The organism is Zhongshania sp. (assembly GCF_047636175.1).
Taxonomy (GTDB): domain Bacteria; phylum Pseudomonadota; class Gammaproteobacteria; order Pseudomonadales; family Spongiibacteraceae; genus Spongiibacter.
Map to the genome: position 1 here is coordinate 50,951 of NZ_JBLIKC010000022.1, position 16,721 is coordinate 67,671.

Here is a 16,721-nt window from a genome sequence, read left to right on the forward strand (position 1 = left end):
CACTGGTGTTAGGGCTTGCTTTACTCGGCCTATTGCAGGGACTGCGGTGACGCAATATCGGCAGTTTGAACGCAGTGTGACGGTAAAAGGTTTAGCTGACGTAAGTTTGTCGCGGATATCGCTATCTGGCCATTGCAGTTTACCGAGGCCAATAATGATCTGCCAAAGATCTATGTGCTGGTAGATGAACGTATCGTTACGATAAGATCTTTTTTACTAGATGATGGCTTTTCCAGCGACGAAATATCTTTTTCCGCACCTGCAATTACTGATAAATCAGCACAACAGTACGGCAACAATGTCGGTTCACCCTTCCGCTATAGCGCGGAGCAGACCGTGACGGTGTACTCTGAAAATATCGACAAAGTGCGTGAAGTAAGTCGCCAGTTATCAGATCTTGGTAAAAAAGGTATTGCCTTCAACGGTAATCATTATCAGGCTCAGACTGAGTATTTTTTTACCAAACTCAATCAAGTTAAACCGGCGATGATTGAGGAAGCTACTCGCCAAGCACGCGCTGTTGCCGAGAAGTTCGCGGAGGATTCGGAACGTATGCTGGGCAAGATTAAACGCGCTTCCCAGGGGGAATCTTCGATTAGTGATCGCGACAAAGATAACCCGCACATTAAAAAGGTTCGAGTTGTTTCAACGGTTGAATACTACCTTTATGATTGATGTTAAAACGGGTTTGAAAAATAAGTGATTTGGTTTCTGGTGGTCTTGAATATGCGGCGCGTGGTTTTAAATCTTCTATTTGTACTCAGTTTGCTGAGCCTTGCTTCCACAGGTGTTGCAGAAACAGATGATACTCTATCCCCGGAATCGTTAAACGCCCTGCGATGGCAGGGCGCTTATCAATCACAAAAATTAAGTCTCGATAAGAAATTGGGCGGCCGGCTGCCTGAGGGATTTAAAGCCGGTCTTACCTCGCTGGGCTCGCAAAAGAAATTTCGCAGTGATCGCCCAATCATGGGAGTGCTGCTGCCCGGTGCCGGTTTAGATTCGGTTCAGCCAATCAGTTTATCGAATTTTAAAAAAGGTATGCTTGAGGTGGAGTTGGCCTTCCGTCTTAAACGGCCTTTAAATCACAGTGTCGCGGATGTGGCGAGCTTAAAGAAGTTGGTTGCTGTGGTGGCGCCCGCCATCGAGCTGCCTGACATCGGCTTTAAAGCTCAGGGAGTACCTACAGTTTTTGATATTGTTCGGGCGAATGTTGCGGCCCACAGTTTTATAGTTGGCACACCTGTGGCCATTGCGAGCATTGACGTTGAAGCAGTAACAGTGGAATTGAATTTAAACGATGTACCGTTATTTGCCGCCCAAAGTGATTCATTAATTGGCGGCCAGTGGCAGATGCTACTGAATTTAATTAATGAGCGTATTGAACAGGGCTGGATTGTTTATCCTGATCAGTGGTTATTAACGGGTGCTATTGGGCCTATACAGCCTCTAGAGGCTGGGCGTTATAATGTGTTTTACTCTGATTTGGGTGAGTTGTCGCTGCTGCTTGAGCCCTAAATCCCGCGACGCAGAGCCAGTCAAATGCCGACAGTAATCTCTGGACAGTAATGCCTGATAGGCAAGTGTCGACGCAGCTCACTCAGCAGTTGCTGGCTGTCATCTTTGTTTAAAAATCCACCTATGGACACCTGTTCGCCGCAGTGGCTAAGGCTAATCTGCAGTGGGTCCCAGGGGTGAGAACGAACTGAAACTAGCACGCAGCTCCCGTCTCTTGGCCACTGCCAGCGCTGTTCGCGGTGCTGGTGGCCGACATCAATACTTAGGGTTTGCGAGGTTAGATTCACAATTTGCTGTATTTGCAGATTTTGAAATACTCGGCTCAATATTAGCCACATCACTAGCAGCTCGATTCCCATAAAGGGTAGAACCATCCACGCGCCAATAGCGATAAAGCCCCCGCTAAACACGGCGTTCACTGCCATCACGGCAACGATGATGCGCCGATTCTGATTCCAGCTGGCGGAACAATTTGGACGCAGAATAATTTCGGCACTTTGATCCTTATCACTTATATCAATCATGATACGCAGCTCCTAGTCGTACTTTGAGTCTAGCAGCCAGCGCGCAAAAATCCTGCTGGGGCCGTTAAATACTGGGTGGCGTAGTAGTGATATTTCTGCCAGTCAGCATCGGTCGGCGTGGGGATTAGAAAATAAAACCATAGATACTCAAACCATAGATACTCAAACCATAGATACTCAAAATACAGATGAGGTCTGGCGTTTTGTTTGGACGTGCTTTTTAGCACTTGCCATTGTTACTCTTTACGCAAACGCAGGTTTCATTGTTCAGTCTATATCAGAGAACTCGCTGGCTTGCTAAGTTTTTCAAAGCTGCTAGTCTCGGGTTTATGAATACCCCATCTTTTTATGGACTTGAAATTTTTAATGTCGGCGCGCTCTGCGCTGGAATTTTTGCCGGATTCCTCTCATAGGTAGATTGGGTTTACCCAGTCGCCTGCAACATTCCCAGTCTAATCATTTCACTATTAAGCTCTGGCCGATATATTCATCAGTGTCGCCGGGCCTTGCCATGGAGAAAATTATGCAGGACCTATCGCATATCCCTATTTTTGTAAAAGAGTCAGACCATCAGTTGTTAAGCGAATTTGTTCGTCGCAATCGCTCAGAGGCGGCTCAAGATTTACAGTCGGAGTTAGATCGCGCAGATATTATTGCAGATGGCGACTTCGCCAATGACTTTGTGTGCGTGGATTCTTTGGTGACCTTTGTCGACTTAGATTCCCAGGCGCAGACCCAACTAGCTTTAGTGATGCCACGGCAGGCGAATGTGACCGAACTAAAAATATCGGTATTGTCACCGGTGGGCTGTGCTTTGCTGGGCCTGCAAAAGGGTAATGAAATCGAGTGGCCACTATTAAATGGACAAGCGCGGCGTTTATCAGTCCAGAGTATCGATATTCCGGAGCCTAAAAATAAGCGCCAATAAGTGAGTGGCACCGGCTAGGTTTTATACCAAGCCTTGGCGCTGCATCCAGTCGCCACACAATTGTATTGCTTCATTTAATTGTTCCGGCTGGCCAAAGTAGTAGTGGGTAGCGCCTTTGATTTCGTGCATCTCTTTGTTGTCGTGAGTAATCGCATCAAAGATCCGCGTGGTGTGGCTGGGCGTGCAGGCATCGTCGGCGCCGTTACCCACAACCAAGGCGGGTACCGTGATGTTTTGCGCGCAACGCAGGCCATCTGCATTGGAGTCGTCGTAGCTCCACTGGGACAGCCAACTGCGCAGCGTGCAGAAACGAGCTAAGCCCACTGGTCCGTTGTTAACGACTTCAGGGTCGCCCAAGTAACACCAGCGAGGCTGGCGCTCATTGGCGTCGATGGTGGGGTCTAGCCAGCGCGGATCTGCCATGGTGCCATGAACCACAAAGGCGAATTCATCGTTGGGACGGCCGCGCTCTTTTAAACTCGTTAGTTTGCCTTTAACCCAGGCGGTAATTTTGCGATTACGGGCAATTTGCGCGGCGCGGTAGCGTGCTAGAAACTCAGCTGAATAGGGTGCTTGATTGGGATTCTCGGGATTATAAAGATCCAGCTCTGGATCGCGCTGACTGGGGTCTTGTTCATCTAGAACCGAGGCGTCCATCCACTCAGTTAAAGTATGCGTGCGACTGACGTGTGCCGCTAGCATCATAATGCCGTCGGCGGGAATGAGGTCTTGAATCGTCAGATCCACAGCATCACCGGCGGGTGTTGCGGTGATGCTTGGGTTTTCAGCCTGACTTTGATAAAACATCGACAGCGAACCACCGCCACTCCAACCCGCTAAAATGACCTTGTCGAAACCAAGTTTTTCTTTGGCGTGACGAATACAGTTGCCGAGGTCGATAACGACTTTTTCCATAATGAGCGCAGTGTCATTGCCTGGATAGCGGCTTTGGCAGTAAATAACAGGGTAGCCGGCTTTTGCCAGCTCGGTAATCATCGGCAGGTATTCGCCGCCACCGACTGGGTGCATAAACACAATAACATTGTTTGTTTTGGGCTCTGCAGGACGCAACAGATGCGACTTCAGCGCACCAAAATCTATGGGGCCGCCGTAGGTTTCTTTGAACGGACTTTTGTCCTGGTAGAAAATTAAATAAGGTACGCGCTCGTAGGCTTTTTTCTTATTGGTCATGACGATACTCGCTGTTTACGCATAGAAAAAGTATGGATGGCAGTAGAGCAACTCCCAGATAATATGTCAATTATCTTTACTAAAGTGAGTGCTGTTAGGCTAGGTTTTTAGTATCGATAGCGCATACAATAGCTTGCCAACATTGAGCGGAAGCATAATTGCCCTATTCTTGCGGGGCGCGAACAGAGCGATTTTTGAGCGCAGTACCTACTTGGATAAAGAATGAAAAAAATAGCGGAACATCAGGATTTTTTGATTGGCACACTGGCTTACGCTTTGTTCTGGATGGACGAGAGCCTGCAGGCGAGTCTCGAAGCCGCTGGCTGGGAGCGAATGAACCGCACCAAGTCTATGATCATGATAAGCGTCACTGTCGGTATAAATCGTCCCGCTTCCTTAGCGCGTAATTTGGGCGTAAGCAGGCAAGCTATTCATCAGTTACTGCAGGGTATGCGCGATGATGGCCTGCTAGAGCTGGTGCCGGATCCGGCAGACCGTCGCGCGAAAATTGTTCAGTTCAGCGCCAGCGCCAATAAAATTAGGCAGGATGCTGAGAAAGCGATTGTCGGCATCGAGATTGAGCTTGCTAATCGCATTGGTGGAGCCCAGCTAAAGCAGCTTAAACAAGTGCTTCATAAAGGCTGGGGCCCCATTGTTGTGGTGCCGCCGGTCTAAGTAGATACTTGTCATAAGATCGGCTTGGTGTATCTGCCCTTATTTTTATATTGGCAAAAACCGAGCGTTATGGCTTTGCACCCATGCTGGCTGTTTAAGGCGTTTGCTAGCACTGCTAGGTTTAAAGGGTTTATGTGATTTCAAAATTACCCCGCTGGGTAGAATACGGCTCCTTTGTTCTCGCCCTAGTGGCCGGATTTGTGAACGCAGTCGGTCTATTAGGTTTTAAGCACCAATCTATTTCTCACCTCTCCGGTACCGCTACCCTATTGGGTACGGGTATTGTTAATACCGACTTTGCTGATTTTTTTCATTTGATTGCGGTTTTGTTTAGCTTTCTTATTGGCGCGGCAATATCAGGCTACTTCTTACGTGGTGGGGCATTAAAGTTAGGCCGAAATTACAGCGGTCTGCTGACTTTAGAGGCCCTGTTTCTTTTTTGCGCGGTGTATTTTTTAACGAGAGATTCTTATCTCGGCCATTATTTGGCGTCTGCGGCCTGCGGTTTACAGAATGCCCTTGCGACCACTTATAGTGGAGCTGTTCTGCGCACCACCCATGTCACCGGTATATTCACCGACTTAGGTATTATGCTGGGTGAAAAGTTTAGGGGCGGGTCTTTCGATAAAAGAAAGGCGTTGTTGTTTCTAATTATAATCACAGGCTTTATTTCTGGTGGGGCTTTTGGGGCCTATATTTTCAGTATGCTTGGATTCAATGCGCTATTTATTCCTGCGGGTATTTGCATAGCGTTGGCGCTGTCTTACTCGGCTTACGCGGCGAATAGCCACCGCCGACAATAAGCGCCTGCTCTGAACGTTCGGATTCATGCTGCAAGATCCTCAAGGCCCGAACGGTCAGTATTTGATCATCGTCCTCGCTTATCAATCTTTGCTGCGCCGAAAGTATCTTCTTTCAGCGGGCGAGTTTTCTGTGTCCACGCGCTTAAAGAGCTGCGAGCGTTGTCGGTGTGCTGTTGCATAATTGCTGGGTCGCTCGCGCGGCAGGTGATTTCTACTTGTATGCCGTTGGGGTCATACATATATACCGAATGTACAAAGCCGTGATCAACGGGACCAAGACAGGTTTTACCAGCCTCGTTAATGTGTTTGTGCCAAGCAATTAGGTCTTCCATGCTGTCGGCCTCTAGCGCCAGATGCATGTCGAAGCTGTCTTTGCGGGCGAAATTTTCTTCTTTGGATATACCTGGCTCATCAAAAAAGGCGAGGTAGCTGCCGTCATCCATTTCAAAGAAGATGTGCAAGAAATTGCGGTTGCGGCCAAGATTTTCACCAAAATCAATATCTTCTTCAAAGGCTGCGGCCAGTTTTAGCCCCAAGATATCTTCGTAAAACCACCGTGTTTGCTCGGCATCGCGGCAGCGGTATGCTGCGTGGTGGATGTTGTTTAAAGCCTTGAGTGATGATGTCATGGGTATCTCGCTGCGTATAATTTGGCTATTGTGATTATTGTTAGATTGTCTCGCCGATGTCTTCATCATATATAAAGTCAATTTACTTGACAATAAAAAGGCGTCTTGTTTGTATTGTCAGCAGTTAAAATGATAAAAATTGGAGTCAACTGTGAGTGCAGCGGTAACGTGGATAGAAGTTCGTCAACAGGTTTTGGAGTTTTTGGAACAGCGCATCTACCCCGCAGAGTCGGTGCTACAAGGGGCCGATAAAGCGGCGTCTGAGCGCAAGCTTACCGAATTGGTGAAAGAGGCAAAAGCGGCAGGTTTGTGGGCGCTGGGTCATCCCAAAGATATTGGCGGTCAGGGCATGCCGTTTCTTGACTATGTGTATATCAATGAAGTGATAGGTCGCTCTGAGTATGCCCAGCGCGTGTTTGGCACCTACTCTTTGCAAGACTCCATTATGCTCAAGCAATACGCCTCACCGCAGCAGCAAGAGCAATACTTGCGGCCCTTGGTGGCAGGCGAGATTTGTCCGAGTTTTGCGATGACTGAGCCGGCCTTGTCGAGTTCTGACCCCACTCAATTACAAACTAGCGCGGTACTCCAAGACGGCGTTTGGCGCATTAATGGCCACAAATGGTTTACCACTGGCGCCGATATTGCCGCTTATACCACCATTATGTGCCGCACCGAGCCCGACGCCTCGGATCACAAAGCCTTCAGTATGATTCTTGTTCCCACCGACGCAGCGGGCTATGAGATTGTCCGAGATACGCCGCTATTGGGCCTTAATAGCGGCCATTTTGAGGTCAAATACCACGACATCCGAGTGCCAGAACATCACCTATTGGGTGGTCGCGGCGAGGGCTTTGTGATTGCCCAACGGCGCTTGGGGCCTGGTCGTATCTTTCACTGTATGCGCTGGCTAGGCCAAGCCCAGCGGGCCTTCGACTTAATGTGTGAGCGGCTCCATAATCGCAGTGCATTTGGTTCTAGTCTGGCTGACAAGCAGCTTATGCAGCAGCATGTTTTTGACAGCCTGGCTGAAATTCAGGCCTGCAGACAACTTACCCTGCATGCAGCGCGCTGCATAGACAGTGGCGATGCAGCGCGGGTCGAAATTGGTGCGATTAAGGTTGTTGGTGCGCGCATGCTCCACAATGTTGTTGACCGTGCGATACAGGTTTACGGTGCCGCGGGTCTCACCGATGACACGCCACTTAGTCGCATGTACCGACACGCGCGGGAGGCGAGAATTTATGACGGTCCGGATGAAGTGCATATCCAATCGGTGGCGCGACAGGTTTTAAAGCGCTATCGCGACGGTGGTCAAGGTTGGGACTTCGGCACTCGTGATGCGGAATGGGCGGGTGACGCGTGAGCGAGTTTGCTGATATTGACGCTGAAGCTAACTTGGCCGAGAACTTAGCCGGGCCGCTGGAGAAGCTGCTTACCCGCCAATGGCAAGAGCCGGTAGCGATTAGCGGATTGCGTCGGCTCACCGGCGGCGCCGCTGCGCAAACCTGGTTCTTCAAGGCATCGAGTGCGCGGGGAGTGCAGGCACTGATATTCCGACGTGGCCACGATGCCAGTCAGTTCGGTGGCGCGCTAACTAAATCAGACGAGGCCATGGTGATTAGTGCGGCGGTTGCCGCCGGGGTAGCTGCACCAGAAGTGATAGCGCAATTAGCCCCCGAGGATGGTCTGGGCGAAGGCTTTATTATGCGCCATATTGAGGGTGAAACCCTGCCGCAAAAGATCTTAAAAGATCCGCGTTATGGACCAGCCAGAGATCAGATGGCCGGCCAGTGCGGTGATATTCTGGCGGCGATTCACGCCGTAGCATTAAACAGTTTAGGCGGTTTAAAGCGTGCTTTGGCCGTTGATCAAATCGCCTTTTATCGACAAGCCTATGACGGCTATCAGCAAAGCTTACCCGTGTTTGAATACGCCTTTCGCTGGCTGGCTGCGCATATTCCAAACTGTGCGGAAGAAACCTTAGTGCACGGTGATTTCCGCAATGGCAATTTGATGGTCGGTGACGACGGTGTGCGCGCCGTGCTCGATTGGGAACTCTCGCATATTGGCGACCCCATGGAGGATCTTGGCTGGCTCTGTGTGAATTCATGGCGCTTTGGCCGGATCGACAAACCCGTCGGTGGCTTTGGTGACCGCGAGAGTTTGTACAAAGCCTATATGCAAGCAAGTGGCCGTCAGGTTGATGATGACGCTGTTAAATTTTGGGAACTGTTCGGTGTATTGAAGTGGGGTGTGATCTGCCTGTATCAATGCGATATGCATTTGAGCGGCCGAGAGCGATCCCTAGAGCGTGTGGCCATTGGCCGTCGTGTTTCAGAGTGCGAATTAGATATTCTCGATTTACTGAGAGGTAAATAGCAATGCCCATAAATCAGCCCAAAGTCAGTCAGTTATGCGAGGCCCTGCGGGAGTTCTTAGAGCAAGAAGTGACGCCTGCCGTTGACGATAGCGGGCTTAAATACAAACTGAAAATTGCCATGAATGTACTGGCTATTATCGCCCGTGAGTCTGAACTGGGTGACGAGTTTCAGCGTTTGGAACGCGCTGAACTGAGCGAATACTTGGGGGCTGACGGCGACAATGATGAGCTGAATCAAAACCTGCTTAAGCATATTCAGAGCGCAGATATTAGTGCCAGTGAAGATAAACTACTTGCTGCCCTAGAGCAGATTACGGTCGCTAAAATGGCGATAGATAATCCGCGCTACGCGAGCTATCTCAAGCATCTATAAATGGTATCGATTCACCCATGAAATGCCAGCTGTGACCAACTTATGGTAAAGATCGGCGATGGGTATTATATGTTATCGCCGTTTTTAGAGCTTTCCAGCTAGAGCGGGTATTGGTAAAAAGCGGACGGTCAAAAATACGTATTTTGATGAAAGTCGTATGCTTATCTACGACCTTAACGCCCAAGCCAGAGGCAGACAAAGTGGAGCGCGCTTTTGTGCAACAATGAGCGAAGCGATTGCACAAAAACGCGCGAGGCTTTGGCTGTCCGGCCGCGCTTCTCAGCGGCAAACTGCCCGTGTTTGTTATGCATTTTTAAATGCCTCTCTAGTTGCTGGCTTCACCAAAACCGAAACTAGATAACCGGTGAAAATTAATAGCACTAACGACACCCCGCGACCGTAACCGACCCCAACGACTCCAGGAGTTATCATCGGTTGTACAATTGAAGACCATACAGACAATGCGCTACCAAAGCAGAACATAGACAACAAAATCAGAGAAGACCACCAAGCCCATAGCTTACGCTTCATGAAGCTCGCACCTGTGTGATACCAAATGTCTGCCAGCACGACGTATATCAATGAAACTTCAACGTTGCCCTGAGCGGCAAAGATTGCAACAAGCGACAATACCGCCAGTACAAAACAAAAGTACGCTACAAAGTTCATATTTCGGCCTTATGCGTAACACTCAAATAATAGGCTAAGTAATAGTTGGCTAAAATTGTGTAGCGAAGCGAAACGTAGCCAACTGTTACGTGACCTTGTTAATTTGCTTGTTATATTTTTAATGGCTCACTGTTTTTGAAAATACATTAATAACTACAACTCCAGTCAAAATTAAGCACATACCTATAATTGCTGGTACGTCTGGTATTTGTTTATATATCACTGCACTTATTGATGCAATTAAGAAAATTCCCATGCCAGCCCAAATAGCATAAGCAATACCTACAGGAACTGTTTTTAGAACTAAAGATAAGAAATAAAATGCTACTACATAACCAATAACACAAATTGTGCTAGAGAGTGAATGAGAAAAACCATCAGATGCCTTAAGTGCTAATGTTGCTATAACTTCAGCGCCAATCGCTATTACTAAATACCAGTAACCCATACTCAATCCGTCAATAAAAATATAACAGTTTATTATAACGACTCAGGCCATATATCACTTTGGCCCCCTTATTACGGAGCTAGCTTATACTTTTATTTAAAATTTCTATTTAATTCAATGATTTAGCGGCCTCGCTATTGGCGGGCGTCGGTCAAACGAAGACTAGTTCCCTTTATTACTGCTAAGCATTCCTTTCTCCTGATCATATCGCGTTTTTATAAATTTCAATGGGTTAAGTGATTCGCCAAAGTGTTAATGGGACGTACTCTCTTGTTCACATGTCTCGACGACACGGAAACAGCGACTGACTGCTATTGTGACGCAGGAGACTTCCATACTAGCTTTTCATGCCGCATGTTCTAGTCTGGTAATAAGCGGACGGTCAAAACACGTAATCTGATGAAGGTCGTATGCTTATCTACGACCTTAACGCCGCAAACACCAAAAGCAAAACCTTAGGAACAAAGGAGCGAAGGTTTTGCTTCTGAGTGATTTGCTTTGTTAGCCATTATGCTAATTCTATTTATTCTCGAATCCAAACCATTGCCTCAATTTACTCCTGATCAAAAATAGAATTAACCCAAATATAAGCACAACAAAGGCAGCCCAAAACTCTAATAATTTTTCCCAGAAAATGCTCCAAAGTTCCCCCGCTTTCGCTGCAAGTATTTCCTTTGTATTAACTTCAACCGTAACTTGCAGGGTGGCTGCTGTTTTAGGTATAGGGGAACCACTGCAATCTAGAGAGTCGAATAGGAAAACATTTGCACCCACATTAAATGTGCCTGCTTTTTTGGGTGTTAATTTGAAACGCAGTTCAGATCCACTAAGGTGTATTTTTATACATTGGGTTTCTGGAGGATCTATTTCAAAAGCCGGAGCAAAAGGTTCTACTTTGGCCGACTCTCCCTCTCCAGGTATCGTTGTCTCGTCTTGGATCATAGAAGTTGGAAAGTTTGGTTTGAAGGTTGAATTACCTATCCAGACTCTAAGTTCACCGGGGAAACCAGGGATTCCTATCTGTTCGTCCACACCAAGTACGACAGTATACTCAGGATAGCTCTCCGAGGGGGCGGCAACCTCTTCTGCATATTCAGGATAGCTCTCCAGGGGGGCGGCAACCTCTCCCGCATATTCAGGAGAGCTTTTCGAAGGGGCTGCAGCCTCTACCGGATTCTGCTCTGTACAGGAAATCAAAGAGACCATCACCAGCGAAGACATTAACAGCAAAAATGGAAAATAAATTTTGTGCCTAAAGTTTTTTGTCATTGGGAAATATCCATATTGATGGCTAACGCCCGCAGCAGCGGACTAATTTGGAGCGCAGCGTAAAATTAGTCCGACTGCCTGCGTTTGTTATATGTTGGTTTTTGGCAATGGCAAGGTTTTTACTCAAAGTGCTTCTCCACCAGCTTCTTTGCTTTAGTCCAAAGTCCCAATGATCCCTTGGCAATAGTTGGTCCGTAGCGCTCTTTTACCTGAGCTTCAGTAACACTTGCCTCTGCCCAGGTACCGCCGTTGGTTGCAATGTTATGAATTAGTGGTTGCATTCTATCAAGGGACTTGGCAAACGCTGCATCATTACTATCACCAGCTTCAAACTCTTGCCAAAGCGCCATTAATTCTTCACTTTGTGACTCGGGAAGGATACCAAATATACGGTTTGCCGCTTGTTGTTCCAGTTTTTCTTGATTCTCACAATTTGTCGATTCATGTAACGGGTGGTCACCAGCATCAATTTCTACAATGTCGTGGATCAGAAGCATTCGGATTACACGGTCAATGTTTATAGTTTGATTCGATGATCCGGAAAGAATTAACGCGTACATAGCTAAATGCCAAGAATGCTCGGCTGAATTTTCTTTGCGGGACTGATCAATTAATGGTGACTTTCTCACCACGTTCTTGAGCTGATCAATCTCACGTAAAAAAGATAGTTGCTTTTCCATGGTCAAACCTTCGAGACATAAAAAGCCAAGGACATATAACTTTCACTTAAGCGGCGCAGCTTTAGCTAGGTCCGGCTTCAAGTGTTTGTTAGGCTGGCTGGATTCAGTTTCGCAAGGACGAGAGATATTGTATTGGTAGTAGCCATAACCTGACATCATGGCTGCGATTAAAAATGCAGCGATAATCGGCCTATCTTTGCCAAGATCTCTGAGTGTTTCAGGCCTAACCTTGTCGAGATCGTCGGGGTGATACATTCCTTTCCGACAAAATAGAATAGCCAAGAAAAACATTCCGGAAATCGCTAAGAAAGAATGGATAGTGTATGTGAACGCAGAATGCGAGTAACAATCCGTAATTTGCGTTGAACTTGCTCCTAGTACCGAAGCGCAAGCCATCATCGCTAACGCAAAAACGTTTATTGGAGTTCTGGTTTTTGTTACAGCACTCCACAGCATGCTTTTATTGCTATCTAAGGTTTCCTTTGCGTTTAATGGGCGACCACACTTAATGCATATCTCAGCCTGATCTGATATTTCCTGACTACATTCCGAACATTTAATTAAGCTCATTTTTTATCGCACTTCCATTTCAGCCTAACGCCAGCCGCAACCGACCGCTTTATGTGGAGCCGACGGCGCAGCATAAAGTGTGTCGGTTTGCCGGCCCTTGTTAAAATTTACTCGACCTCTCTGAGTTTAGCAATTTCGCTAATTGCAATTTCCGGCGGAACTTCGCCGAAGAACATCTCTCCGGTCGTGTAGGGGACTACGGTTGACCCTACGAAAACAACCCTCATTTGTGCGGTACCACTACTCAAACGAATGTAACTTTTGCGTTTCGGTTTCACGCTGATCGATACCTCCTGCCCTTTTCCCCACTGAAAGCCACCGATAGTTTTTACGATGTATTTTCCGGGGGGAACCGCGCGGTATATATATCCTGAAACTTTGAGCGTTCCGATTTTGCTATCGTTAATGCTAACTTTAGGAGCCGCAGCCGAACCAGCAGCCAACCAAGGGCGGTAAACTACTATTGCACTTTCTTGAGAATACGCAGCATTTTCATATACCTGACCATTAGCAGTGCATCCAGCCAGCAAGGCTGAAAGCACTAACAGAAGCGGAATCCGAAACTTCATGGAGTGATTTCCTCGTAATTTTAACGCTTCAAGAAGAGGCGCGCTGTAAGCGTCCTTCTTGCTTGACTTGTTACAGGGCCAATCAAAATGTTCACTATTTGTCGGCTCCCAGAAAACTCGGCATCCCAAGGTCCACTGCGCTGTCGATAGACGCAATGAATTTTTTAGTAAACATTGAGTTCGTTTTTTCGACTTCCCAGCACTCCCTCGCGATCGGAATATTGAAAATAGCTTTTGTATATCCTCTTCTAAGGTTCCAGACTTCTTCATCAAGGATACCAGCCTGATACAAAGCGAACTGGGCCTCATTACGCTGAAAAAAACCTCGGTAAAAACGTTGGGCAAGGTACTTTTCTTTATCCGATAACTGATCAGGCTCGTTAAATGTTTTGTACATTAGGTCACTAACGAAACCACCGTCTCCGAGGGTTTCATTTACTTCCACGTAACTTTGTTGCGAGTCCCACGCAGCACGTGAGCGCATAACTCTCGTGTTGTCCCTTGTTTGAACCGCCAAGTAGACCAAGGAGACGACAATGGCAATGGCTCCCACTATTTCAGTAATGACACCAATAAAATTCCAGTTCAATAGATACTCCTCGAAACGCGACTCACTCGGCGGGCCGTATAACGATATGCTAAGCGGAAATTAATGGTTGGCTATAATCGCGAAGCGATGGCCAACTGTTAATTTTCCGTTTAAGCATCTTGTTATATTATTTTTCTTTACATGACTGATACCATGAATGTCTTGTTTCTGATAATGCAGATATTAAGCCATTTACAAATGCCTCTCCACCACCAAAAGGGTTATAAAAGCCAATGACTCTAGCGGTTCGATATGTATCATCATCATGAATCATTGCTTTAATAGCACCCATAGCAAGAATGCTATTAATAAGGGTTGTTTCGTTAAGTTCACTAGGTAATGGAAGAGCTGTAGATATATTTTTACCGCTAACCCCTAATGTTTGCACAACAAGAGAACCTCGTACTTTTCCCGCTTGTGCTTGTGCTGCAATAGCAGGAAGCCCAGATATATTAACATCTGCCTCCTGTGTAGTAATACTTGCTTTAATCCTCAGGCCAAGCCCTACATAAACAGGAATATTGACTTTTGAGTATTCCTTATATTCAGGGGATGCTGCTTTGGCTTCATCATATGGAACTACATGGTATTGTGTTATTACGGATTCAGGTATTGACTCTGATATTGCTAAAGAGTCACCAATTTTATAATCTGTTCTTTTGTATTTTAAATTTAAAAACCCCGCATCATAGCTCTCGAGGTTAACAACAAATCTTTTTACTAAAAAAGAACCTGGCGCAGTATCTGTATTCATGTAATCTAGAATTACATCATATGATTCATTTTTACCCGCAGAGGCAAAAGAAGCATAACTAACTTTACCATTTGCATTGAATTTCTTAACAGCCATCCGCACAGTCTGATCAGGTAGAGCCGTCAACAATTCTTTCACTGTTAAAGTTGAGTTGTCTCCAATCTCACAGCTATTACCTTTCTTTCTAGTTATAGGTAAAGGGTCCAGAGGTATGTATGTGAACGATGAACGACTCTCAGCATCTGTACTAGGTAACTGAGGTGTATTAGTACATCCCATAACACTAATAAGTATTAAAATTAAAAATAAATTTTTCATAAATATGCTCCTTGCAGTGATAGAAATAATATAACAGGTTATTATAACGACTCAGGCCATATATCACTTTGGCCCCCTTATCACGGAACTGGCTTTTACATTGGTTTAAAAATCATAGGGGATTCAATGAGATGGCGACTCCACTATTAGCGAGTGCCGGTCAAACGAAGACTAATTCCCTTTATTTCTGCCAAATATTCCTTTCCCTTGATCATATCGCGTTTATTATAAATTTCAATAGGTTAAGTAACTCGCCAATGTGTTAATGGGAATGGCTCTACTGTTCACATTGCTTAAAAGTGCAGATGCAGTAAGTAATCGGGGTGCTTAACCGGTGACGTTGGGGGGGGAATGCGTCTTTAGCCCGGCATATAGCCTATTTTCTTGACCGATTATGTTGATGATTAGAAATTCAACGACTGACCGCTAATGTGACGCGGGAGACTTTCATACTAGCTTTTCATGCCGCATATTCTAGTCTGGTAATAAGCGGACGGTCAAAACACGTAATCCGATGAAGGTCGTAGGTCGTAGGTCGTAGGTCTTAGATCTTAGATCTTAGGTCTTAGGTCTTATAGAGACTAACGTCGGAAGATGGGGAAGTTAAAACAAAGCTTTAATATTCCCCTCTTGCTTGCCTTGTTATGCTGTTGTATTGGCTTGATCGTATGAGCGATTCAAATTTTACTAAGGTAGATGTTAATTGTTATTAAGAGCAACCATCTCGCTTATCAATTCAACAGAAAATAACGACTTAGACAGGTACTGTTGACCCCCATATTTAGCTACAAAAATAAGCCCTAAATCGGTTTCAATCAAGCGCTCTACATCTGCCCACAATAACGTTGTTTGTGTATAGGGGTTCTGTGTTCGGATCCCATCTTCATCTATGGTCAATTTAACTTCACTATCAGAACTTTCCCCCCACATCTGTCTTGTTAACCACCAGGCTCGTCGAAATCGAATATGAATCAGCTCCAGTACAGCCAAAGCAATTAAAATAATGCCTACGAACTTAGGTTGCTCAGTAAAAACGAGGGCACCCGCACCAAGGGCTAACAATGACGCAGAAAATAGAAACTTTGGCTTAGCATTTTTCCCGTAGGGTAAAGACTGATCAAAACACTCTGCAAGGTAATCTCGAGACAATGTAAACTGAGTATTATAAGGCTGCATAGAAACCACTTAATGTATTTAGTTAATTCGTAATAGCTCTATAGTTGGTGAATGAGCAATTCTTTGAGCGTTTCATAGCGCAGCCGTTTAGAGCGCCTGAGCGAAGCTGCTGCATAGCTTGACCCTAGGGTGGTGATTGACGCATAACGCTTTGCTAAACGGAAAGCGCCAGCGAGTTCATTTGCGGCGAGTTTCTTTTAGTTATAACGATGTTTGAGAAATTATTATAAGGTATTTATTCCACCTCAGCACGCATCGCACGAGAGCTTATTCATTCTAGCGATCACATCAGGCGTGGCGCGTAAGCGAAAAAATGCACCTGCGTCACCGGCACACTATCGGCACCAGTCTCAGCCAATACTTTATCGGTTACTGGGCTTCCCATAGTTAGCTAGACACCTAATAGCTAGCAAGTGTCTAGTAAACTTAGGGAAGTCCAAAGCACAACACGACTCGCAGCATTAGCCAATCTCCGGCATTAACGAATCGCCTTACACTTGGCCTAACGTTGAGCATGTCTGTAGTTTCAGCGCCAATCTGCGCAAGCTCACGCCTCAGACGTAAAAAAGCCCAGCACTAGTCTGGGCAAAAGAATAAAGACCGCTTTATTCAAAAACGCATAACACCCTCGATGGCAATACTGCGCGGTGCATCT

20 protein-coding genes are annotated in these 16,721 nt (G+C 46.3%); 8 read left to right on the top strand and 12 right to left on the bottom strand.

The features are described from left to right. Window positions 1-132: 132 nt before the first annotated feature. Both ACI955_RS13360 and ACI955_RS13365 read left to right on the top strand, forming a co-directional pair. On the top strand, window positions 133-675 hold the full coding sequence (locus ACI955_RS13360; RefSeq protein WP_415244240.1) for an SIMPL domain-containing protein: 543 nt from the start codon (window positions 133-135) through the stop codon (window positions 673-675). 24 nt (window positions 676-699) lie between these two features. Next, entirely contained in the window at window positions 700-1,518 is an 819-nt protein-coding gene (locus ACI955_RS13365; RefSeq protein ID WP_415244241.1) for a hypothetical protein, read from the top strand. Between the two features lie 20 nt (window positions 1,519-1,538). On the opposite strand, the gene ACI955_RS13370 is transcribed toward ACI955_RS13365, so the two are convergent. Further along, window positions 1,539-2,042, bottom strand: coding sequence for a DUF2244 domain-containing protein (locus ACI955_RS13370; protein WP_415244242.1), 504 nt, complete (start codon window positions 2,040-2,042; stop codon window positions 1,539-1,541). A 523-nt stretch (window positions 2,043-2,565) separates the two neighbouring features. Between ACI955_RS13370 and ACI955_RS13375 the strand changes: the two genes are divergently transcribed. Continuing rightward, entirely contained in the window at window positions 2,566-2,970 is a 405-nt protein-coding gene (locus tag ACI955_RS13375; RefSeq protein ID WP_415244243.1) for a GreA/GreB family elongation factor, read from the top strand. Between the two features lie 21 nt (window positions 2,971-2,991). Here ACI955_RS13375 and ACI955_RS13380 read toward each other — a convergent pair whose 3' ends face one another. Next, window positions 2,992-4,161 carry an alpha/beta hydrolase gene (locus tag ACI955_RS13380; RefSeq protein ID WP_415244244.1) on the bottom strand — a complete coding sequence of 390 codons (1,170 nt, stop codon included), beginning with the start codon at window positions 4,159-4,161 and terminating at the stop codon, window positions 2,992-2,994. A gap of 222 nt (window positions 4,162-4,383) precedes the next feature. On the opposite strand from ACI955_RS13380, the gene ACI955_RS13385 reads away from it, so the two are divergent. Together ACI955_RS13385 and ACI955_RS13390 are read left to right on the top strand one after the other, a co-directional pair. Then, on the top strand, window positions 4,384-4,836 hold the full coding sequence (locus tag ACI955_RS13385) for a MarR family winged helix-turn-helix transcriptional regulator (protein WP_415244245.1): 453 nt from the start codon (window positions 4,384-4,386) through the stop codon (window positions 4,834-4,836). A 134-nt stretch (window positions 4,837-4,970) separates the two neighbouring features. After that, complete coding sequence (locus ACI955_RS13390) at window positions 4,971-5,639, top strand: YoaK family protein (RefSeq protein WP_415244246.1); 669 nt, start codon at window positions 4,971-4,973, stop codon at window positions 5,637-5,639. A 65-nt stretch (window positions 5,640-5,704) separates the two neighbouring features. Here the strand turns inward: ACI955_RS13390 and ACI955_RS13395 are convergent, their stop codons facing one another. Continuing rightward, complete coding sequence (locus tag ACI955_RS13395; protein ID WP_415244247.1) at window positions 5,705-6,268, bottom strand: VOC family protein; 564 nt, start codon at window positions 6,266-6,268, stop codon at window positions 5,705-5,707. 151 nt (window positions 6,269-6,419) lie between these two features. On the opposite strand from ACI955_RS13395, the gene ACI955_RS13400 reads away from it, so the two are divergent. Genes ACI955_RS13400 through ACI955_RS13410 form a run of 3 tightly spaced genes read left to right on the top strand, consistent with a single transcriptional unit; the run spans window position 6,420 to window position 9,024 of the window. Then, on the top strand, window positions 6,420-7,634 hold the full coding sequence (locus ACI955_RS13400) for an acyl-CoA dehydrogenase family protein (protein ID WP_415244248.1): 1,215 nt from the start codon (window positions 6,420-6,422) through the stop codon (window positions 7,632-7,634). Next, window positions 7,631-8,650, top strand: a complete 1,020-nt coding sequence (locus tag ACI955_RS13405) for a phosphotransferase family protein (protein ID WP_415244249.1) — start codon at window positions 7,631-7,633, stop codon at window positions 8,648-8,650. Before ACI955_RS13400 ends, ACI955_RS13405 begins: the two co-directional genes overlap by 4 nt. A gap of 2 nt (window positions 8,651-8,652) precedes the next feature. Then, window positions 8,653-9,024 (top strand): DUF6285 domain-containing protein, encoded by a 372-nt coding sequence (locus ACI955_RS13410; RefSeq protein WP_415244250.1) that lies wholly within the window; start codon window positions 8,653-8,655, stop codon window positions 9,022-9,024. A 303-nt stretch (window positions 9,025-9,327) separates the two neighbouring features. Here ACI955_RS13410 and ACI955_RS13415 read toward each other — a convergent pair whose 3' ends face one another. The 9 genes from ACI955_RS13415 to ACI955_RS13455 form a co-directional block, all read right to left on the bottom strand. Beyond that, entirely contained in the window at window positions 9,328-9,693 is a 366-nt protein-coding gene (locus tag ACI955_RS13415; RefSeq protein WP_415244251.1) for a hypothetical protein, read from the bottom strand. A 118-nt stretch (window positions 9,694-9,811) separates the two neighbouring features. Continuing rightward, window positions 9,812-10,141, bottom strand: a complete 330-nt coding sequence (locus ACI955_RS13420) for a DMT family transporter (protein ID WP_415244252.1) — start codon at window positions 10,139-10,141, stop codon at window positions 9,812-9,814. Window positions 10,142-10,660: 519 nt separating this feature from the next. Beyond that, window positions 10,661-11,410 carry a hypothetical protein gene (locus tag ACI955_RS13425; RefSeq protein WP_415244253.1) on the bottom strand — a complete coding sequence of 250 codons (750 nt, stop codon included), beginning with the start codon at window positions 11,408-11,410 and terminating at the stop codon, window positions 10,661-10,663. A 119-nt stretch (window positions 11,411-11,529) separates the two neighbouring features. Beyond that, on the bottom strand, window positions 11,530-12,090 hold the full coding sequence (locus tag ACI955_RS13430; RefSeq protein WP_415244254.1) for an HD domain-containing protein: 561 nt from the start codon (window positions 12,088-12,090) through the stop codon (window positions 11,530-11,532). A gap of 42 nt (window positions 12,091-12,132) precedes the next feature. Then, on the bottom strand, window positions 12,133-12,660 hold the full coding sequence (locus tag ACI955_RS13435) for a hypothetical protein (RefSeq protein ID WP_415244255.1): 528 nt from the start codon (window positions 12,658-12,660) through the stop codon (window positions 12,133-12,135). 107 nt (window positions 12,661-12,767) lie between these two features. Then, window positions 12,768-13,229 carry a DUF2846 domain-containing protein gene (locus ACI955_RS13440; RefSeq protein WP_415244256.1) on the bottom strand — a complete coding sequence of 154 codons (462 nt, stop codon included), beginning with the start codon at window positions 13,227-13,229 and terminating at the stop codon, window positions 12,768-12,770. 94 nt (window positions 13,230-13,323) lie between these two features. Then, the gene (locus ACI955_RS13445; RefSeq protein ID WP_415244257.1) at window positions 13,324-13,818 is read right to left on the bottom strand and encodes a hypothetical protein; all 495 of its coding nucleotides are present in this window, start codon (window positions 13,816-13,818) and stop codon (window positions 13,324-13,326) included. A gap of 127 nt (window positions 13,819-13,945) precedes the next feature. Beyond that, window positions 13,946-14,890: a hypothetical protein gene (locus ACI955_RS13450; protein ID WP_415244258.1), complete on the bottom strand. Its 945-nt coding sequence runs from the start codon at window positions 14,888-14,890 to the stop codon at window positions 13,946-13,948. Between the two features lie 699 nt (window positions 14,891-15,589). After that, window positions 15,590-16,066 carry a YcxB family protein gene (locus ACI955_RS13455; RefSeq protein WP_415244259.1) on the bottom strand — a complete coding sequence of 159 codons (477 nt, stop codon included), beginning with the start codon at window positions 16,064-16,066 and terminating at the stop codon, window positions 15,590-15,592. Between the last annotated feature and the right edge of the window lie 655 nt (window positions 16,067-16,721).